The sequence below is a fragment of the Actinokineospora spheciospongiae genome, assembly GCF_000564855.1.
GTDB classification, from domain to species: domain Bacteria; phylum Actinomycetota; class Actinomycetes; order Mycobacteriales; family Pseudonocardiaceae; genus Actinokineospora; species Actinokineospora spheciospongiae.
In genome coordinates, this window is record NZ_AYXG01000190.1 from 1 (window position 1) to 18,825 (window position 18,825).

An 18,825-nucleotide genomic window follows, 5' to 3' on the forward strand; every position below is an offset into this window, starting at 1 on the left:
TCCACCCACCCGGGCACGCCCAACAAACGACCGGGCCCTTGAACCACAGCCACGGCTGAACAAGAAGTCCTGCCCAGGCACCCCAGCGAAAGACCGGGCTCTAGTCCTCGTCCTCAGCAAAAGGATCACCAGTGGCCGCTGGGTCCCAGGTGTGGCCCGGCGAGTTCCACCGGTTCGCCTTGAGCATCCGCTTGGCGTCCCTGGCGTTGCGCCCCACCAACCTGCTCAGGTACAGCAACCCGTCCAGGTGGTCCGTCTCGTGCTGCAGGCAGCGGGCGAAGAACCCGGTCCCCTCCACCTCGATCGCGGCACCCTCCAGATCGGTGCCGGTCACCTTCGCCCAGGCGGCCCGCCCGGTCGGGAACGACTCGCCGGGCACCGACAGGCAGCCCTCGAAGTCGTCCTCCGGGTCCGGCATCCCGTCCGGGACGGCCGAGGTCTCCAGCACCGGGTTGGCCACCACGCCGCGGTACCGGTTGCCCTCGTCGTCGGGGCAGTCGTAGACGAACACCCGCAGGTCGACGCCGATCTGGTTGGCGGCCAGGCCCACGCCGTTGGCCGCGGCCATGGTGTCGAACATGTCCTCGACCAGGGTTTTCAGCGAGTCGTCGTACTCCGTCACCGGCGTGGTCGGGGTGGTCAACACCGGGTCGCCGACGATGACGATGGGGCGCACTGTCATGGCGGCAGATTAGCCAGGATCGGCGCCGGACGCGCCGACGCGGTGTCGATCACAGCGGGTGGTGACGTGGTGTAATGGGCGGGCAGGACCGCACCCGGGATGCGAGGAGCTTGATGGACGCCGCCGAGTTGCCCGCCGAGCCGGGCGGGCGCGCCGCGCCGGGCGCGCCGGGGGACCTCAGTGAGCGGGAAGTCGCCATGCTCGCCTTCGAGCGGCGGTGGTGGAAGTCGCCCGGCGCGAAGGAACAGGCGGTGCGCGAGGAGTTCGGCCTGTCCGGCACCCGCTACCACCAGGTGCTCAACGAACTGATCGACAAGAACGCGGCCGTGGAGGCCGAACCGGCGTTGGTCACCAGGCTGCGCCGGTTGCGAGCGAGCAGGAAGCGCGCCGGTTCGGCGCGCAGGCTGGGGATGGACCCGCGATGACCACCGACCCTTCCGGACCCGCGCGACCCGGTCGCCTGATCGGCCTCGCCCTCATGGGGGTGGCCGCGGTGACCGCCGTCATCGGCGTGGTCACCATCGTGAACGGGACCGGCGACACCTCCGCCGCGCCGCCCACCTCGTCGTCGGTCACCGCACCGGCCCCGCCGAGCGGTGACCTGACGAGTTCGCCCGCGACCACCGGTTCGCTGTCGACGTCGATGCCGTCGACCCCGGGGTCGTCGGCACCGGCCGAGCCGACCGCGCCCGCCACCACGACGGTGCCGCCTGCGGCCACCACGACGACCGCGGTCCCGGCCGCCCCGCCCGTCGCCCCGGGGGCACCGGTCCCCGGCGCCGGGCCGAGCACCAGGTCGCAGCCGGTGCGCGTCTACAACAACAGCTTCGTCAAGGGCCTCGCCGAGGAGGCGGGCCGCGACCTGTCCGCTCGCGGGTGGACGGTCGCCGAGACGGGCAACTACTCCGGCGGCAAGATCCCGGTCACCACCGTCTACTTCCAGCCCGGTTCCGGGCAGGAGGCGGCGGCCCAGGAGTTGGCCGCGGACTTCGGCATCCGCTCCGAGGCCCGCTTCGACGGCATCAAGGACGCCTCGCCCGGCTTGATCCTCATCGTCACCCAGGACTACCACGAGGCCAGGGACAAGTAGGTCCCGGCAGTGGCCGAGATCACGGACTGATCGGTCCGCCTTTCGTCGACCTCCACCCTCTGCGCGGCACGCAGTGGGGTCGGGGGTCTGGACCCGGCCGGGGTCGACGACGTGATCGGCGGCGCGGTCGGGCAGGTCGGCGAGCAGAGCGGCAACACCACCCGGTACGCCGCCTTGGCCGCCGGGTTCCCCGAGTCGGTGCCCGGGGTGACCGTCGACCGGCAGCGCGGCAACAGCTGATCGCCCGCAGGTGGGAGCTGTCCCGAGCCCGGCTCGACGAGTTCGCCCTCGTCAACCACCACAACGCCGCCGCCGCGTGGCGCGAGGGCCGCTTCGCCGCCGAGGTGGCCCCGCTCAGGGTGGCGTACGCCGACGGCACCGCCACCCAGTTCGACACCGACGAGACTGACCACCACCCTGCTGGGCGTCCTCGACCAGCGCGGTGGCCGCTACGGCCTGCAGACCATGTGCGAGGCGGGCGGCACGGCCAACGCCACCATCGTCGAACGCCTGTAGCCCGGTTGTCCGGGTGCGCCCCGGGCGCACCCGGACCGATCCACAGTGGACCCGGTCAGGACCGCTGGGCGGCGTAGGCCTCCAACGCGGCCAACTGCACCGGGTCCAACGACGGTCGGACCGCCGCGCTCGCCGCGCGCAGGTGCTCCGCGGTGACCACCGTGGCCTCCAGGGACTCCCGCATCGCCGTCAGCGCCGCCTCCCGGATCAGCGCCGCGCAGTCCGCCGCCGAGTACCCCTCCAGGTCCGCCGCGTACGCGTCGAGGTCGACGTCCTCGGCGAGCGGGGTGTTGCGCGCGGTCGCCTTGAGGATCGCGGCGCGGGCCTCGGCGTCCGGCGGTGGGACGTAGATGAGACGTTCCAGCCTGCCCGGGCGCAGCAGGGCCGGGTCGACGAGTTCCGGGCGGTTGGTGGCGCCGATGACGACCACGTCGCGCAGGGGTTCCACACCGTCCAACTCGGTCAGCAGGGCGGCGACGATGCGGTCGGAGACCCCGGAGTCGGAGGACTGGCCGCGGCGGGGGGCCAGGGCGTCGATCTCGTCCAGGAAGATCACCGCCGGGGCGGCCTCGGCGGCCCGGCGGAACAGGTCGCGCACGGCGCGCTCAGACTCGCCGACCCACTTGTCCATCAGCTCCGCGCCCTTGACCGACAGCACGTTGAGCTGCCCCGTGCCCGCCAGCGCCCGCACCAGGAACGTCTTGCCGCCACCGGGCGGGCCGTAGAGCAGGACACCGCGCGGCGGGGCCACCCCGAGGCGGGCGAAGGAGTCCGGGTAGCGCAGCGGCCACAGCACCGTCTCCGTCAGCGCCTGCTTGGTCTCCACCATGTCCCCGACGTCGTCCAGGCTCAGGTCGCCGGTGCGCAGCGACGACGACAGCGACGACGGGCGGACGGTGTCCAGGGCGCCCACGATGTCGTCGGCGGTGATGCTGGGCGCGTCCTTGTCCCGCAGGGCGGCCCGGATGGCGGCCTCCCGGCGCAGCGCCACCAGGTCGGCGGCGACGAAGCCGGGGGTGCGCTCGGCCAGCACCCCGAAGTCCACACCGGACTCCACCGGCAGGTCGCGCAGCAGCACCCGCAGCAGCTCCACCCTGGTCTTCGCGTCCGGCAGCGGGATCGCCAGCTCGCGGTCGATCAGGTGCACCCCGCGCGCCCTGGCGTCGACCGCCTCCGGGTGCGCCGAGGTGGCGACCAGGGCGGTCTTGGGCAGGTCGACCGCCGCGCGCAGGATGTCCAGGACGACGGTGGCCAGCGGCGGGGGAGTGGTCGCCGGGAGCAGCACGTCCAGGTCGTCGACCAGCAGCACCGCCGCGCGCCCCGCGTCGGAGTGCGCGCGCAGCGCCTCGACGGCCGCGGTCACCCGCGCCGCCGCCGCGTTCGCCTCCAGCACCGCCACGGTCGGGCCGACCAGCTCGACCACCGCCGCGTCCGCCGCGTGCGCGACCGCCCGCACCAGGCTCGCCTTGCCGACCCCCTCCGGCCCGGTGACCAGCACCCCCAGCCGCACGTCGGCGCCCAGGCGTTCGAGCAGGTCGGGGCGGGTGAATGCCAGTTCGAACCACTCGGCGAGGGTGCGCGCGGCCGCCCGCGAACCGACCAGGTCGGCCAGCGGCAGCGGCTCCGGGGCCTGCTGCTCGGCCGGGGTGAACGCCACCGCGGGCGCGGACTCGGCCACCGCCACCGGCGCCCCGCCGACCGGCACGGCCGCCCGCTCCCCGGTCCGCGCGCCGTCGCGCCAACCGACCACGGTGGACGGGTGCACGGTGACCACGCCGGCGGGCTCGACCGCGGTGACGGTCAGCAGCTCGTTGGTCCAGGTGGCGCCGATCGCCCGGGACAGCCTGCCGCGCACCTCGCCCGCGTCGGTGCCCGGCGCCAGGTCCTGCGGCAGCAGCGACACCGCGTCGCCGACGGTGAAGACCTTGCCGACCAAGGCCAGCCGCAGCGTCTCCGGGGTCAGCGAGGTGCTCGCCAGCCGGGAGCCGGACACGGTGACCGACGTCGCCCGCGCCACCTCCACCGGGGCCACGACCACCTCGGACCCCTCGGTGACGCCGAGGTTCGACATGGTCACGTCGTCGAGCAGCACCACCCCGGTCGGACCGGTGCCGTCCCCGGCGGCGGCCAGCGCGGCGCTGACCCGCGCCCCGGTCAGCCGCACCGCGTCCCACTGGCGCAGGCCGAGCGCGTCGAGCACCTCCGGGTGCAACCGCACCACCCCGCGCCGGGTGTCGAGTGCCGAGGGGGAGAGCCGGACGGTCAGCGTGATCTGCGAGCCCACGCCCGCGAGTCTTCCACGCCCCCGGCTCCGGGACGCGGCGACTCAGCCCCCAGCGCCCCGGAACCCGGTGGCTCCACAACCCAGTACTTCAGTGGTTCAGCAACTCAGCAGTCCAGGAACCCAGTGGCCCTGTGGTCCGGCGGTTCAGCGGTCCTCGGGCTCCCCGGGGCCCGGCCGCGACTGGCGCCGCAGCCCGGTGCGCCGCCAGGTGCGCCCGCGCAGCCCGGGCCGGGGCTCCGGCGGCAGCATCATCGGCAGCGGTTCGCCCTCGCCCGCGCGCAGCGGCCTGCGCACCGCGCGCCGCGCCGCCCCGGCGACCCGGCGCAGCGGTGGCCGCAGCCCCAGCCTGCGCCGGTAGCCGCCGCCGTGCGCCCGGCGGATCGCCCGGCGCTCCTTGGCGGGCACGTCCCACGCCTCCGGGTGGTCGGCCAGCCAGCGCTTGCGCCGCACCGCGTACGGGATGTGCGCGAGGTAGAGGCCCAGCAGGACCGCCAGCGCGACCATCGGGTAGGTGATCACCACGGCGGCCAGCAGGCCCACCCCGACCAGCAGCGGCGCCACCGCCCGCGCGGGCACCCGCACGGTCTTCACCGACAGCGTCGGGATGCGGCTGATCAGCAGGGCGGCCATCAGGATGGTCCACACCATGACCACCGGCTGCGACTGCCACCAGTGGCCGTTGTCGCCGTACTCGATGGTCAGGATCATCGGCAGCAGCGCCAGCAGGCCACCCGCGGGCGCGGGCACGCCGACGAAGAACTCCTTGGCGTACACCGGTTGGTCGGTGTCGTCGAGCAGGGTGTTGAACCGCGCCAACCGCAGCACGATGCACACGGCGAAGATCAGCGACACCACCCAGCCGACCCGGTCCCCGCCGAAGCGCCAGGTGTAGAGCACCAGCGCGGGCGCCACGCCGAAGGAGATGGCGTCGGCGAGCGAGTCCAGCTCGGCGCCCATCTTGCTGGTCGCGTCCAGCATCCGGGCGATACGCCCGTCGAGGCTGTCGAGCACCGCCGCCACCGCGATGGCCGCGATGGCCGCCGCGAGCTGGCCCTTGAGGGTGAACTGCACCGCCGACAGGCCCGCGCACATGGCCAGGACGGTGATCGCGTTCGGCAGCAGCCGCACGCCCGGCGCGGTCGCCACGGTCAGGCTCCCGGCAGCTCGGCCAGGACGGTCTCGCCGCCGATGGTCCGCTGCCCCGGCTCCACCAGCACCCGGCTGCCGAGCGGCACGTACAGGTCCACCCGCGACCCGAAGCGGATCAACCCGTAGGTCGCACCGGCCTCGACCTCGTCCCCGTCGGACACGTCGCAGAAGATGCGCCGCGCCACCAGCCCGGCGATCTGCACCACGGCCAGGTCGTGCCCGTCGCGGGTGCGCAGGTGGACGCTGTTGCGCTCGTTGACCTCACTGGCCGCGTCCAGGTCGGCGGAGAGGAACTGCCCGGCCTGGTGCACGGCCTTCACGACCCGCCCCGGCGCGGGAACCCGCTGCACGTGCACGTCGAACACGGACAGGAAGGCGCTGACCCGCAGCATCGGCTCCCCACCCAACCCCAACTCGACGGGCGGCACGGCCTCCACCACGTGCGACACGGTCCCGTCGGCGGGCGCGGTCGCGATCCCCGGCCGCTGCGGCGTCACCCGCCGCGGCTCGCGGAAGAACCAGGCCAGCCACGCGGTCAGAATCCCGCCACCGACCCCCACCCGCTTGGAGAACCGCCGCACCAACAGCGTGGCGCCGAGTCCGGCCAGGACGAACGGGCGCCCCCCCGGGTGCACCGGCGGGATGATGCTCCTCGTCAGCTCGACGAGGTGCTTGAGCGTGGACTGCGGGGCGGCGCTCATCGGTTGGCTGTTTCCTCGCGTCTCGACCGGATTTGCGGCACACGGTACGCGAACCGGGTCGCTCACCGGCGTGGCGCTGGTCAGACGAGCCGCAGCCGGATGTCGTCCAAGGCTGCCAGGTCCTCGTCCTCGGCGCACGAGAACGTGTGGTCGTGGTGGAGTGCGGCGACGTCGGGGATCAGTCTCGGGCTGAGGTTGTGGTCGATGAAGAACCTCATGCCGAGTCGCGGACCAGTCGGTCGAAGTCGACGGCGTCCCGGGCCGCGGCCGCTGACACGCCCGGGTAGAAGTACGCCACGCGCTCCAGCGACACATCGCCACCGGAAACCAGGGACGCGACCGTGTCGTAGCCGATGCGGGTGTCGGCGATGGTCGGCCAGCCGCCCAGCCTGCCCGCTCGGACCTCCAGGTGGCTGCGCGGTCGCAGGAAGTCGACCACTTGCTCGCCACGGCGGTTCTCGAACGCCCCGAATATCTCGGCGAGGCTGAGCACCTCGTACTGCCCCGGCTTCCCGACGAGGTCCACCGCGTTGCCCGCCTCGTCGATCAGTCCGATCGTCTTCCCATCGGTGCCGAAGCGGTATCTGGACGGGTGTTCGGTGAGATCGAGCGCGGACATGTTCTCGAAGGCCCGGCGGATGTTCTGCAGTGACGTGCTCGCCCGCAGCCGCACCACTGTGCGCAGCGCGACGACGTCGCGGAAGGAGTAGAGCAGGCGGGGCTCGGTGGCGATCTCCGGTGAGAACAGGCCGGTCGAGTGCCAGTGGCGGAGCCGGTCACGGGAGGTGCCTGTCAGCACCGCTGTCAGATCCGTGGGAAATGCCATTCCCGCACCGCCTCCCCTGCTCGCGCACCTTGTCCGCAGTGTGGCAGTGGCGGACGGGAGTTGGCAGCTCAGAGCCGGAAGAACGCTCGTTCACGCGAACGAGACAGGAACGGGACACCCGAGCGACGCCTGCGTCCCCCGACGACGCAGGCGCCGACCGGATGCCCCGTTCTGGAGCAGTCGGAAGTCTACGTGGCGGTCGCCCGATCGGGCAATGGAGCACGAACGGTCCTGCATGGTGGGAAATTGTCTACCTGCGACCACGTCGGGTCGGGCGGCCCTGGACCGCGCGCAGGACCGCCAGCAGCACGACCGCGCCCAGGGCGGCGACGCCGAGGCTGGGGAAGTCGAACTCGAAGGTCATCTCGCGGCCGGTGAGCAGCCGGTGCAGGAGGCCGCCGAGGGCGGCGCCCACGACCCCCACCAGCACGCTGACCAGGCAGCCCTGCCGCCGCCGGTCGCGGCCACCGACCACCAGGTTGGCCGCCCAGCCCGCGATCGCGCCGAACACGACCCACGCGAAGAAGCCCATGCGGCCAGCGTACGGGTCAGTCGAGCAGGACCACGTCCACCTCGGCCCCCTCGGGCACCTCCGTGACGTCCTCGGGGATCTCGATCAGGCAGTTGGACGCGGCGAACGAGGCCAGCAGGTGCGAGCCGGGCCCACCCACCGGGACGACCTCCACGCTCCCCGAGTCGTGCCTGCCCCGGCGGTACTGCACGCGCCCGGCGGGCGAGGTCATGGCCGCCGCCGCCCGCGCCCTGGCCCGGGGGCGGTCGACGCTCCGGTGGCCCAGGGCGCCGAGCAGGGCCGGGCGCAGGAACAGCTCGAACGACAGCGCCGCGCTCACCGGGTTGCCAGGGAACGCCACCACCGGCAGCCCGTCCACCAGCCCGGACCCCTGCGGCCCACCCGGCTGCACCAGCACCCGCACGAACTCCACCCCGCGCCCGGTCAGGGCGTCCTTGACCACCTCGTAAGCCCCCGCGCTCACCCCGCCCGAGGTGACCAGCACGTCCGCGGTCCCCGCCCGCGCCGCCACCACCGACCGGAACTCCTCGACGTCGTCCGGCACGAACCGCAGCACCTCCGCGACCCCGCCGACCTCCTCGACCCCCGCGGCGATCAGCACGCTGTTCGACTCGTGGATCTGCCCGAACTCCAGTTCCCGCCCCGGTTCCACCAACTCCGACCCGGTGGACAGCACCAGCACCCTGGGGCGGCGGCGCACCGGCAGCGCCGCCGCGCCGACCGCCGCGGCCAGACCCAGTTGCGGTGGGCCCAACACGGTCCCGGCGCTGAGCACGACCGTCCCGGCCACCACGTCCTCGCCGACCATCCGCAGGTGCCTGCCCACGGGCACGGCCGAGTTGACGGTGACGACCTCGGTCCCCCCGTCGGTCAGTTCCACCTGGACCACCGCGTCCGCGCCCGGCGGCAGCGGCGCCCCGGTCATGATCCGGTGCGCCGTGCCCGGCTCCAGCGGCCGCACCGCGGTGCGCCCGGCCGGGATGTCGTCGGCCACCGGCAGTGCCACCGGGGCACCCGCGACGTCGGCGGCGCGCACCGCGTAACCGTCCATCGCGGAGTTGTCGAACGGCGGCAGCGACACCGCCGCCACCAGATCCTCGGCCAGCACCAGCCCCCGGCAACCGGCGAGCGGCGTCACCGCCACCGGCAGCGCGGGCAGCAGCGCCGCCACCTCGGCCTGGTACTCCCGCACGCTGTAGGTCCGTTTCGCCACGGCCCCATCCTGCCCTGCCGCCGCCGTGCCACACTCCCACCCTGTCCCGGCCGGACGAGCCTGCCGGGGCGGGAGGAAGGGGACGCGCGTGCAGGTCCGCACCCGGCACACCCCCGCGTTCGGGGTCGCCCGTCTGCTGCTGGCCCCGGGTGAGGCGGTGCAGGCGGAGTCCTCGGCGATGTTGGCGACCAGCTACGGCGTGCACGTCGAGCCCAAGGGCCGCGCGGGCCGCGGCCGGTCGGTGCCCGCCGTGTTCACCGCGGGCACCGAGGGCGGCTGGGTCGACATCGCCCCCGCCTTCCCCGGCGACGTCCACACCATCGACCTCGACGGCACCGCGGGCTGGTGCGTCTCCCGGGGAAGCTGGTTGGCGGTCACGGCAACCCTGCGCGCGGACGCCCAGTGGCCCGGGTTCCACTCCCTCTTCGGCGCCGAGCACGGCTTCCTCGAACACGCCACCGGCACCGGCTCCCTCGTCCTGGCCTGCTGCGGCGCCCTGGACACGGTCACCCTGGCGGCGGGCGAGTTCATCACCGTCGACCCCGCCCACCTGCTGGCCTACAGCGACGAGACGCAGGCCCGACTGCGCGCCGCCTCCCAGTCCGGCCCGCAGTCGGTCCGCACCGGCGAGGGCCTGATCCTCGACTTCGCGGGCCCGGGAACGCTCCTCACCCAAACCCGCACCCCCCGCGCCATGGCGGCCTGGCTGGGCCGCTAGTCCCCAGACCACCCACGACAGATCCCAGCGCTTGAAACCACAGGCACACCGAAGTCCCAGGCCGGAAGCCACCCCCACACGGGTGAAACGCGCCGGTTGCGGCGACCGGGCGCGGAACGCGCGGCGCGGACGTTAGGCTCGCCAGCGTGTCGGAGGACCTCACCGGGCGTCGCCTAGGCCATTACCGCATCGACGGGGTGCTGGGTAAGGGCGGGATGAGCGTCATGTACCGGGCCACCGACGTCCGACTCGGGCGCCGGGTGGCGCTCAAGGTCATCGCCGAGCACCTCACCGAGGACCCGGAGTTCCGCGAGCGCTTCGTCGACGAGGCCCGCAACACCTCCGCCATCGACCACGCGAACGTCGTCCCGCTCTACGACTTCGGCGAGGTCGACGGGCTGCTCTACATCGCCATGCGGCTGGTGGACGGCTCGGACATGGCCGGCCTGGTCAAGGAGGGGCCGATGGCCCCGCAGCGGGCGCTGAGCCTGCTCGGCCAGGTCGCCGAGGCGCTGGACAACCTGCACGAGCGCGGCCTGGTGCACCTCGACGTGAAACCGGCGAACGTGCTGGTCACCACGCGCGAGTCGGCCGGTGAGCACATCTACCTCGCCGACTTCGGCCTGACCCGGCGCGGGGCCACCGGCCACCGCACCCGAGGCGGCGACTTCCTCGGTTCGCCGACCTACGCCGCCCCCGAGCACCTGCGCGGCGAACCGGTCGACGGCCGCACCGACCAGTACTCGCTGGCCTGCGTGCTGTTCGCCTGCCTGTCGGGCCGCCCGCCGTTCCAGGGGCAGGTGCCCGAGGTCATCCAGGGCCACCTGAACCGGGAGCCACCGGCGGTCACCGAGCACGTGCAGCTCCCGCCCGCGATCGACGACGTGATCCGGCGCGGCATGGCGAAGTCGCCGACCCAGCGCTACGCCACCTGCCGCGAGCTGGTCGCCGCCGCGCGCGCCGCGCTGACCAACGTGCCGCGCAGGCCGCCGCCGCGCGGTCCGCAGGGCACGATGATGGGTCCCGGCCAGCCCCCCGGGCAGCAGCGCCCGCCGCAGCAGCAGCGGCCCCAGCAGTACCAGCCGGGCGGGCCCCGGTCGCTGCCCTCGCAGGCCGAGCCGGTGCGGCTGCGCCCGCCGGTGCCCGCGGGCAGCACGGCCTTCGGCGCGGAGAAGTCGGGCAACCGGTGGATCGCGCCGGTGCTGGTGGGCGCGGTGGCGATCGCCGCGATCGTGCTGGCCGTCGTCTTCCTGACCGGTGACTCCGGCGGCGGTGACGGCACGCCGGAGCCGACCGCCCCGTCGATCCAGGTGGGCCCGGAGGACACCGGCGGCGGGTCGACGACCGCGCCGTCGAGCACCCGCCGGACGCTGCCGCCGTCGATCTCCATCGTCCCGGCGCCCTGATCGGGGACGTCACCGGCTGTTCCGACCTGCTTTTCTTGCACTCGACCCCGTCGAGTGCTAAACACGTATTGGCACTCGGGGTCCCCGAGTGCCAGCGACAGAGGTCGGGACAGGTGAGGCCGGCAGGATGCCGGTCGTCCGTCGCGGGCACCGCCTGGCCGTAGGTGTTTCCAATCAAGCCGGAGGACCACACCGCAATGGCCAAGTTGATCGCGTTCGACGAGGAAGCGCGTCGCGGCCTCGAGCGCGGACTGAACATCCTCGCCGACGCCGTGAAGGTGACGCTGGGCCCGCGTGGCCGCAACGTCGTGCTCGAGAAGAAGTGGGGCGCGCCCACCATCACCAACGATGGTGTGTCGATCGCCAAGGAGATCGAGCTCGAGGACCCCTGGGAGAAGATCGGGGCCGAGCTGGTCAAGGAGGTCGCCAAGAAGACCGACGACGTCGCCGGTGACGGCACCACCACCGCCACCGTGCTGGCGCAGGCGCTCGTCCGCGAGGGCCTCCGCAACGTCGCCGCGGGCGCCGACCCGCTGTCGCTCAAGCGCGGCATCGAGCAGGCCGTCGAGGCCGTGATCGAGCAGCTGCACAAGCAGGCCAAGGAGGTCGAGACCAAGGAGCAGATCGCCGCCACGGCGTCCATCTCCGCGGGCGACTCCACCATCGGCGAGCTCATCGCCGAGGCGCTCGACAAGGTCGGCAAGGAAGGCGTCATCACCGTCGAGGAGAGCAACGCCCTCGGCATGGAGCTCGAGCTCACCGAGGGCATGCGCTTCGACAAGGGCTACATCTCCGGTTACTTCGTGACCGACCCCGAGCGCCAGGAAGCGGTCCTCGAGGACCCCTACATCCTGCTGTTCGGCTCCAAGATCTCCTCGGTCAAGGACCTGCTCCCGCTGCTGGAGAAGGTCATGCAGTCCGGCAAGCCGCTGCTGATCATCTCCGAGGACGTCGAGGGCGAGGCCCTGGCCACCCTGGTCGTCAACAAGATCCGCGGCACCTTCAAGTCCGTCGCGGTCAAGGCGCCCGGCTTCGGCGACCGCCGCAAGGCGATCCTGCAGGACATCGCGATCCTGACCGGCGGCCAGGTCATCTCCGAGGACGTGGGCCTCAAGCTGGACAACGCGGGCATCGAGCTGCTGGGCAAGGCCCGCAAGGTCGTCGTCACCAAGGACGAGACCACCGTCGTCGAGGGTTCGGGTGACGCCGAGCAGATCCAGGGCCGCGTCAACCAGATCCGCGCCGAGATCGAGAAGTCGGACTCCGACTACGACCGCGAGAAGCTCCAGGAGCGCCTGGCCAAGCTCGCCGGTGGTGTCGCGGTCATCAAGGCCGGTGCCGCCACCGAGGTCGAGCTCAAGGAGCGCAAGCACCGCATCGAGGACGCGGTGCGCAACGCCAAGGCCGCCGTCGAGGAGGGCATCGTCGCCGGTGGTGGCGTCGCGCTGCTCCAGGCCGCCGAGGCCGCCTTCGCGGGCCTGAAGCTGACCGGCGACGAGGCCACCGGTGCCAACATCGTCAAGGTCGCCGTCGAGGCCCCGCTCAAGCAGATCGCGGTCAACGCCGGTCTCGAGGGTGGCGTCGTGGTGGAGAAGGTCAAGGGCCTGCCCCAGGGCCACGGCCTCAACGCCGCCACCGGCGAGTACGAGGACCTGCTCGCCGCGGGCGTGCCGGACCCGACCAAGGTGACCCGCTCGGCCCTGCAGAACGCCGCGTCCATCGCCGCGCTGTTCCTCACCACCGAGGCCGTCGTCGCCGACAAGCCGGAGAAGGCCGGTGCCGCCCCCGCGGGCGACCCGACCGGTGGCATGGACTTCTGATCCACGCCTGTTCCACCGCTTTTCCCGGAAGGCCCGGGCCGCGATCCGCGGCCCGGGCCTTTTGTTCCTCAGGCTGAAATTCTCGTATCGCGTGGACGTCAAGCTCGACCAACTGCGGCAGGGGGGCCCTTCCCTGTCGCTGTCGACAACGCTGCGGTGGCGTTCTTCGCTGGACCCGCTCACCGTCGGGATGGACACTGTGCGACGCGCACCTGCGGTTCTTGCTGCCGGAGGTGACGCCGTGGTGGAGGGAGTCGGTATGACCGAGAACATCAGGGTGGGCGACCGGGTCGTGGCACCGCTGGGGGTGGACGAGGTCGAGGGCGTGGTCCTTGGGGTCTCCTCACCTGGGGTCCGCCCCATGGTCACCGTGCAGTTGGACCTCGCGGAACTGGACGAGCCCTTCGTGACCTCATTCCCGACGGAGGTCGTGCGGCTCGCCGCCTGAGCTGGCTCGACCGGGGGAGCGTGTCCACTGCGGTGTGATGCGCTCCCCTTATCGTTTGCCCTTGTTTCCTGGTTTGAAATGCCTGTTTCATTGTTTGAAATAAAGGGTCGCCCATTCGTGGAAATGCGACCGAACGTATGTTTGCCCGGTGAAATCGAACGCATTGACGGTCTGGAGAGAGGAACGCTCCCGAAGGCTCGACCGCCTCGTGGCCGCGCATCACCGGATGCTCGACGCCGAGGCGATGGACGAGTGGGGAGCGGACGAGCTCTCGCACGCCGTGCTCCTCCGCCTGGCGGCGGAATTCCAAGGCTTCTGCCGCGACCTGCTCGACGCCTGCGTCGAGGTGGTCTTCGCGGCCGCCGGTATCGCCGACCGGGGGCTTGAGAACGTGTTCAGGTCCCACAACGTGCTGCGCGGTCGCCGCCTGGATTCGGGTAATGCCACGAAGGACAACATCGCCATCGACTTCTTGCGGTGTGGTCTGGAGGTGTGGGTGGAGTTGGGGACCCATTTCCCCCATCAGGTGAGAGGTTGGATCTCAACTGTGAACCTGCTCAACCAAGCGCGCAACGGGATCGCGCACGACGTCGAGGCGAAGCTCAACCTGCTGCGGCGGGACGGTCATTCGCTATCGCTGGCGACAGCGCTGGAATGGCGGTTCTCGCTGGACGAGCTCGCTGAGGCGATGGACACTGTGTGCAGCACGTACCTGCGGACTCTGCTGCCGGAGTTGGTGCAGTGGTGAGAGGAATCGACATGGCTGAGGACATCAGGGTCGGCGACCGGATCGTGGCGCCGTTCGGGCTCAGGGAGGTCGAGGGCGTGGTGCTCCGGGTGTCCTCACCCGGGCTGCGCCCGATGGTCACCGTGAGCCTGGAGATGCCGGACATCGACGAGCCCTACGTGACCTCGTTCCCGAGGGAGGACCTGCGGCTCGCCGCCTGAGCCACTCGGACCGGGGGAGTGCGTCCACTGCGGTGTGTGCGCTCCCCTCGCCGTTTCCCCGACACCGGTTCTGCGTTACATTGGGAGGTCATTGCGCACAAAAAAAGACGCCGTTGCTGGCGTCGTGTAAACGATTTTACGCCACGTGGAGGGCGATTGTCAACCGAGATCGGCGTCGAGCAGGAATACGTCTCGATGTTGTACGCGCGGCTCGACGGGTTGCGTGCGGACAGTGGTGCGCGGTTGGCCCGGACGTTGCGGGAGACCAGCAGCAGTCCCACCGCCATGACCCACCGGGATGCCGAGACCGCGCACCACAGCGCGGCGTTGGCGCAGTACGGGGCGGTGGAGAACGGGTTGTGCTTCGGCAGGCTCGACTTCGCCGACGGCGGGCGCGGCTACATCGGCAGGCTGGGGCTGTTCGACGAGTCCGGCGACCACGAACCCCTGCTGATGGACTGGCGCGCCCCCGCCAGCAGGCCCTTCTACCTGGCCACCGCCGCCTCCCCGGACGGGGTGCGCAGGCGCAGGCACATCCGCACCTCCCGGCGCCGGGTCACCGCCGTCGACGACGAGGTGCTCGACCTCACCGCCGGGCGGGACGCGCACGAGGGTGTCACCGGGGAGGCCGCGCTCCTCTCCGCGCTGAACGCCTCCCGCACCGGCCGCATGTCGGACATCGTCGAGACCATCCAGGCCGAGCAGGACGAGATCATCCGCTCCGCCCTCAACGGCGTCCTGGTGGTCCAGGGCGGCCCCGGCACCGGCAAGACCGCCGTGGCGCTGCACCGCGCCGCCTTCCTGCTCTACACCCACCGCGAGCAGTTGTCGCGGCGCGGTGTGCTGGTGATCGGGCCGAACGCGACGTTCCTCAAGTACATCGGGCAGGTGCTGCCCTCCCTCGGGGAGACCGGTGTGCTGTTGCAGACGGTGGGGGAGCTGTATCCGGGTGAGCGGGGTGTGCGGCCCGAGCCCGCGCGGGCGGCGGAGATCAAGGGGCGCCTGGACGCGGTGGAGGCGTTGCGCCGCGCGGTCCGCGACCGGCAGGTGGTGCCGGACGAGCCGATGACGCTCGTGGTGGAGCGCGAGGAGTTGACCCTGGATGGGCCGACCGTGCTGGCCGCGCAGGAGCGGGCGCGGCGCTCGCGCAAGCCGCACAACGCCGCCCGCCCGCTGTTCGCCGAGGCCGTCGTGGCCGCCCTGACCCGGCAGGAGGCCGAGCGCCTGGGCGCGGACTTCCTGGAGGAGGGCGACCTGGCCGACATCCGCCGCGAACTGGCCGCCGACGACGAGGTGCGGGCGGCCATCGAGGAGCTGTGGCCGCTGCTGACCCCGCAGACCCTGCTGTCGGACCTCTACGCCTGCCCCGACCGCCTGGCGGTGGCGTTCCCGGACCTGCGCGAGGACGAGCGGGCGCTGCTGCTGCGCTCCCCCCGCCTCGGCTGGACCGCCGCCGACGCCCCCCTCCTGGACGAGGCGGCCGAACTGCTGGGCGTCGACGACCGCCTGGAGCGGGCCAGGGCCGAGCAGCGCAGGCGCGACGAGCAGGACTACGCCCAGGGCGTCCTCGACATCCTGCAGTTGGAGGACGAGGCCGACCCCGACATCCTCACCGCCTACGACCTGATCGACGCGAGCCGCCTCGCCGAGCGCAACGACGAGGAGGACCACCGCACCGCCGCCGAGCGCGCCGCCGCCGACCGGGACTGGACCTTCGGCCACGTCATCGTGGACGAGGCCCAGGAGCTGTCCGCCATGGCCTGGCGCGTCCTCATGCGCCGCTGCCCCTCCCGGTCCATGACCCTGGTCGGGGACGTGGCGCAGACCGGTGACCTGGCGGGGGCCACGGCGTGGTCGGACGTCCTGGGCCCCTACGTCGAGGACCGCTGGCGCCAGACCGAGCTGACGGTCAACTACCGCACCCCGGCGGAGGTCATGGCGGTGGCCGCGTCCGTCCTGGCGGAACTGGGGACCTCGCTGACCCCGCCGTCCTCGGTCCGGGAGACCGGTGCGGACCCGTGGCGCGTGCGGACGACCGACCTGGCCGGGACGGTCGCCGCGCTGGCCGCCGAGGGGTCCGCGCACCCGGGCACCCTGGCCGTCCTGGTGCCGGAGTCCCTGGTGGACCAGGTGGGCAAGGCCGTCGCCGCCCGACTGCCCGACGCGGCGATCGGCGAGCACCCGGAGCTGGAGAGCCAGGTGGCGGTGCTGACCGTCCGCCAGTCCAAGGGCCTGGAGTTCGACGGGGTGCTGCTGGTGGAACCCGCGCGGGTCGTTGCCGAGTCGCCGCGCGGCCGCAACGACCTGTACGTGGCGCTGACCCGGGCGACCCAGCGGCTCGGGGTCGTGCACACCGAGCCCGTGCCGGAGGCCCTGTCCGCCATCGCGGAGCGGTGATCCCGGGCGCTGCCGACGGTGTCGGCGCCCGGGGTCAGAGCAGGGAGAGGGCGACCTCGTCGAGGTGGTTCATGGAGGTCTGCATGCCGACCTCCATGCCCGAGTTCACGTGGGTGTCCCGGTGCTCCTTGCAGCTGTGCTGCACCAGGACGCTCAGCGTGGTGCGGCCGTCCCGCTCGGTCAGCGTCAGCGTGTTGACCGCCTCGCCGTCGGGGGCGCCCTCGTAGACCTCGGTGGCGACGATGCGCTCGTTCTCGGTGATCTCGCGGTACTCGCCGTGGAAGCCGACCTCGAAGTCGCCGTCGGCCACCATGACGTAGCGCCAGGTGCCGCCCACGCGCAGGTCGACCTCGATGGACTTGACCTCGCCCATGTCGCCCGCCCACCAGCGCTCGATCAGCTCGGGGGTCGTCCAGGCCTTGTAGACGAGGTGCTTGGGGGCGTCGAACTCGCGGGTGATGAGGATCTGGGTGTCGCTGGGGAGCGTCACGACCGCGGTGCCCTTAGTGGCCAGTGCCATTGTCTTCTTCCTCCTGCTTGAGTTCTTCGAGGACGTCGTCGAGCGCGTCGAAGCGGCTCGACCACGTGCGTTCGTACTGCCTGACCCAGTCGTGGATCGGTTTGAGCGGTTCGCCGTTGAGGCGGTAGAGCCGTTGCCGCCCTTCCTCGCGGACCTCGACCAGGCCCACTTCGCGGAGCACCCGCAGGTGCTTGGACACCAGCGGCTGCACCACCCCGAGCGCTTCGACGAGGTCGGTCACCGACCGCTCCCCGGCCACCAGCAGGTCCAGGATCTGCCTGCGCCGGGGCTCGGCCACCGCGTTGAACGCGTCCGTCGTGGTCGCTGCCCTCGCCATGCCGAGAACATTACATACCCATATGGGTATGAGTCAATCCCGGGGTTGTCCCCGAGTCGGGATTCCGGGTCGATCCCCGATGCCGGACCGGCGCTGAGCAGCCAAAGTGGAGGCATGACGAACTTCGGAGAGACCGAGACCAAGGTCCGCAAGCTGCGCCGCAGCCGCACCGACAGGATGCTCTCGGGCGTCTGCGGCGGCATCGCCAAGGCGGTCGGCATCGACGCCGCGCTGGTGCGCATCGGGCTGGTGGCCGCCACCCTGCTCGGGTTCGGCGCGGGCGCGCTGATCTACGTGGCCTGCTGGGTCCTGATGCCGGAGGAGGACGCGCCTGCCTACTAGGCCGTGCTCAGGGTGCCGGTCTGGTCGCTGTGGCGCCCGGCCGGGTGGGGTGGCGCAACGCTGCCAAGGCGCAAATTCGCCGAAACGTGGACGTATCCCCGGTGGCGCGTCGGACTCTTACAGGTGTCCGGAATAACCGACCACCCGGGGGAGGAAGCCATGTGCGTCACCACCTCGACGCCCGATTTGACGGTGCGGGTGCGGGACGTGGCGGCTGCCGGGCCCGGTCGGTGGGTGCGGGGGCGCACTGTCGCGCGGCTCTGGTCGCACGACGCGTCGACCGGGGTCTGGATGTGGGTGGAGGGGGTCGGCTGGAAGCGGTTGGCCCCGGGGGTGGGGCACACCCGCCTGACCGCGTTGGCGGTGGAGGCCGTGCACGGCGGCCGTGCGGTGGACTACCGCGAGGACGCGGTGGGCCGTATCGAACAGATCCTGGTGTGAGCATGGGGGCCGGCGGTGGCGGAACGGGCGCAGGGGAGCCGTTCCGCCACCTTCCGCCGGGTGGAGGAGCGGGTGATGGCGTTGGTGAGGCTGTCGGTGGCGGACGCCGCCGGGCTGACCGGGCTGCGCAGCGGGGACACCGTCGAACTCCGGTTGCCGGAGTCCCCGACGACGACCACCGGTTACCGGTGGCGGTGGCTGCTGCCCGAGGCGCTGCGGATGGTCGCGGACGTACCGGGTACGGGCGGGGGTCGCACCCTGACCTTCGACGTCACCGCGTGCGGTCGGCACGAGCTGCGGGCGGAGCTGGCCCGGCCGTGGGAGGAGCAGGCCCGGCAGGCCTTCACTTTCGTTCTGGACGCGTCCTAGGGACACTCAGGGGGGACAGCCGGTTCGGCGGTCCGGGCACCGCCCCGTGCTGCGCCAACTGCAATAGGATGCTGGCAGGCACACCC

General features: G+C 72.2%; 23 protein-coding genes and 2 pseudogenes. 15 read left to right on the plus strand and 10 right to left on the minus strand.

Annotated features, from left to right (window positions below):
• Nucleotides 1-100 precede the first annotated feature (100 nt).
• Nucleotides 101-682, minus strand: a complete 582-nt coding sequence (locus UO65_RS24610; protein ID WP_035286780.1) for a peptide deformylase — start codon at nt 680-682, stop codon at nt 101-103.
• Nucleotides 683-795: 113 nt separating this feature from the next.
• On the opposite strand from UO65_RS24610, the gene UO65_RS24615 reads away from it, so the two are divergent.
• The 5 genes and pseudogenes from UO65_RS24615 (at nt 796) to UO65_RS37555 (ending at nt 2,288) form a co-directional block, all read left to right on the plus strand.
• Nucleotides 796-1,107: a DUF3263 domain-containing protein gene (locus UO65_RS24615; protein WP_035286782.1), complete on the plus strand. Its 312-nt coding sequence runs from the start codon at nt 796-798 to the stop codon at nt 1,105-1,107.
• Nucleotides 1,104-1,772 carry a LytR C-terminal domain-containing protein gene (locus UO65_RS24620; RefSeq protein WP_035286783.1) on the plus strand — a complete coding sequence of 223 codons (669 nt, stop codon included), beginning with the start codon at nt 1,104-1,106 and terminating at the stop codon, nt 1,770-1,772. Before UO65_RS24615 ends, UO65_RS24620 begins: the two co-directional genes overlap by 4 nt.
• Before the next feature lie 87 nt (nt 1,773-1,859).
• Nucleotides 1,860-2,009 (plus strand): annotated as a pseudogene (locus UO65_RS39110) (steroid 3-ketoacyl-CoA thiolase); the annotation flags it as partial.
• Nucleotides 2,010-2,029: 20 nt separating this feature from the next.
• Nucleotides 2,030-2,128: pseudogene (locus UO65_RS39115) on the plus strand (thiolase family protein); the annotation flags it as partial.
• 64 nt (nt 2,129-2,192) lie between these two features.
• The gene (locus UO65_RS37555; RefSeq protein WP_233427827.1) at nt 2,193-2,288 is read left to right on the plus strand and encodes a hypothetical protein; all 96 of its coding nucleotides are present in this window, start codon (nt 2,193-2,195) and stop codon (nt 2,286-2,288) included.
• Nucleotides 2,289-2,343: 55 nt separating this feature from the next.
• On the opposite strand, the gene UO65_RS24630 is transcribed toward UO65_RS37555, so the two are convergent.
• From UO65_RS24630 to moeA, 7 genes are all read right to left on the minus strand, one after another.
• Nucleotides 2,344-4,572, minus strand: coding sequence for an AAA family ATPase (locus UO65_RS24630; protein ID WP_035286787.1), 2,229 nt, complete (start codon nt 4,570-4,572; stop codon nt 2,344-2,346).
• A gap of 144 nt (nt 4,573-4,716) precedes the next feature.
• On the minus strand, nt 4,717-5,724 hold the full coding sequence (pssA, locus tag UO65_RS24635; RefSeq protein ID WP_152552246.1) for a CDP-diacylglycerol--serine O-phosphatidyltransferase: 1,008 nt from the start codon (nt 5,722-5,724) through the stop codon (nt 4,717-4,719).
• Nucleotides 5,721-6,422: a phosphatidylserine decarboxylase gene (locus tag UO65_RS24640; RefSeq protein WP_035286789.1), complete on the minus strand. Its 702-nt coding sequence runs from the start codon at nt 6,420-6,422 to the stop codon at nt 5,721-5,723. The genes pssA and UO65_RS24640 overlap by 4 nt, the downstream gene beginning before the upstream one ends.
• An 80-nt stretch (nt 6,423-6,502) precedes the next feature.
• Nucleotides 6,503-6,640, minus strand: coding sequence for a hypothetical protein (locus UO65_RS36975; protein ID WP_161784512.1), 138 nt, complete (start codon nt 6,638-6,640; stop codon nt 6,503-6,505).
• Nucleotides 6,637-7,221 (minus strand): DUF433 domain-containing protein, encoded by a 585-nt coding sequence (locus UO65_RS24645; protein WP_233427826.1) that lies wholly within the window; start codon nt 7,219-7,221, stop codon nt 6,637-6,639. Before UO65_RS24645 ends, UO65_RS36975 begins: the two co-directional genes overlap by 4 nt.
• 277 nt (nt 7,222-7,498) lie before the next feature.
• The gene (locus UO65_RS24650) at nt 7,499-7,780 is read right to left on the minus strand and encodes a GlsB/YeaQ/YmgE family stress response membrane protein (RefSeq protein WP_035286792.1); all 282 of its coding nucleotides are present in this window, start codon (nt 7,778-7,780) and stop codon (nt 7,499-7,501) included.
• A gap of 16 nt (nt 7,781-7,796) precedes the next feature.
• A complete protein-coding gene (gene moeA, locus UO65_RS24655) occupies nt 7,797-8,993 on the minus strand; it encodes a molybdopterin molybdotransferase MoeA (protein WP_035286793.1) in 1,197 nt (398 codons plus the stop codon).
• An 88-nt stretch (nt 8,994-9,081) separates the two neighbouring features.
• On the opposite strand from moeA, the gene UO65_RS24660 reads away from it, so the two are divergent.
• The 7 genes from UO65_RS24660 (at nt 9,082) to UO65_RS24690 (ending at nt 16,730) form a co-directional block, all read left to right on the plus strand.
• On the plus strand, nt 9,082-9,711 hold the full coding sequence (locus UO65_RS24660) for an AIM24 family protein (protein WP_035286795.1): 630 nt from the start codon (nt 9,082-9,084) through the stop codon (nt 9,709-9,711).
• Nucleotides 9,712-9,857: 146 nt separating this feature from the next.
• The gene (locus UO65_RS24665) at nt 9,858-11,117 is read left to right on the plus strand and encodes a serine/threonine-protein kinase (RefSeq protein ID WP_035286797.1); all 1,260 of its coding nucleotides are present in this window, start codon (nt 9,858-9,860) and stop codon (nt 11,115-11,117) included.
• Between the two features lie 197 nt (nt 11,118-11,314).
• Nucleotides 11,315-12,937 (plus strand): chaperonin GroEL, encoded by a 1,623-nt coding sequence (gene groL / locus UO65_RS24670; protein WP_035286799.1) that lies wholly within the window; start codon nt 11,315-11,317, stop codon nt 12,935-12,937.
• A gap of 259 nt (nt 12,938-13,196) precedes the next feature.
• Nucleotides 13,197-13,385, plus strand: a complete 189-nt coding sequence (locus UO65_RS24675) for a hypothetical protein (RefSeq protein ID WP_035286801.1) — start codon at nt 13,197-13,199, stop codon at nt 13,383-13,385.
• 148 nt (nt 13,386-13,533) lie between these two features.
• Nucleotides 13,534-14,133: a hypothetical protein gene (locus UO65_RS24680; RefSeq protein WP_152552247.1), complete on the plus strand. Its 600-nt coding sequence runs from the start codon at nt 13,534-13,536 to the stop codon at nt 14,131-14,133.
• Nucleotides 14,134-14,144: 11 nt separating this feature from the next.
• The gene (locus UO65_RS24685; RefSeq protein WP_035286805.1) at nt 14,145-14,333 is read left to right on the plus strand and encodes a hypothetical protein; all 189 of its coding nucleotides are present in this window, start codon (nt 14,145-14,147) and stop codon (nt 14,331-14,333) included.
• Between the two features lie 195 nt (nt 14,334-14,528).
• Nucleotides 14,529-16,730, plus strand: coding sequence for a HelD family protein (locus UO65_RS24690; protein WP_084176235.1), 2,202 nt, complete (start codon nt 14,529-14,531; stop codon nt 16,728-16,730).
• A gap of 34 nt (nt 16,731-16,764) precedes the next feature.
• Here UO65_RS24690 and UO65_RS24695 read toward each other — a convergent pair whose 3' ends face one another.
• Together UO65_RS24695 and UO65_RS24700 are read right to left on the minus strand one after the other, a co-directional pair.
• Nucleotides 16,765-17,250 (minus strand): SRPBCC family protein, encoded by a 486-nt coding sequence (locus UO65_RS24695; protein WP_035286809.1) that lies wholly within the window; start codon nt 17,248-17,250, stop codon nt 16,765-16,767.
• Complete coding sequence (locus tag UO65_RS24700) at nt 17,234-17,587, minus strand: ArsR/SmtB family transcription factor (protein WP_035286812.1); 354 nt, start codon at nt 17,585-17,587, stop codon at nt 17,234-17,236. Before UO65_RS24700 ends, UO65_RS24695 begins: the two co-directional genes overlap by 17 nt.
• 114 nt (nt 17,588-17,701) lie before the next feature.
• On the opposite strand from UO65_RS24700, the gene UO65_RS24705 reads away from it, so the two are divergent.
• The 3 genes from UO65_RS24705 (at nt 17,702) to UO65_RS24715 (ending at nt 18,739) form a co-directional block, all read left to right on the plus strand.
• The gene (locus UO65_RS24705; RefSeq protein ID WP_035286814.1) at nt 17,702-17,929 is read left to right on the plus strand and encodes a PspC domain-containing protein; all 228 of its coding nucleotides are present in this window, start codon (nt 17,702-17,704) and stop codon (nt 17,927-17,929) included.
• 159 nt (nt 17,930-18,088) lie between these two features.
• A complete protein-coding gene (locus UO65_RS36140; protein ID WP_052021733.1) occupies nt 18,089-18,370 on the plus strand; it encodes a hypothetical protein in 282 nt (93 codons plus the stop codon).
• A 75-nt stretch (nt 18,371-18,445) separates the two neighbouring features.
• Nucleotides 18,446-18,739 (plus strand): protease inhibitor I42 family protein, encoded by a 294-nt coding sequence (locus UO65_RS24715; protein ID WP_035286815.1) that lies wholly within the window; start codon nt 18,446-18,448, stop codon nt 18,737-18,739.
• Nucleotides 18,740-18,825 lie beyond the last annotated feature (86 nt).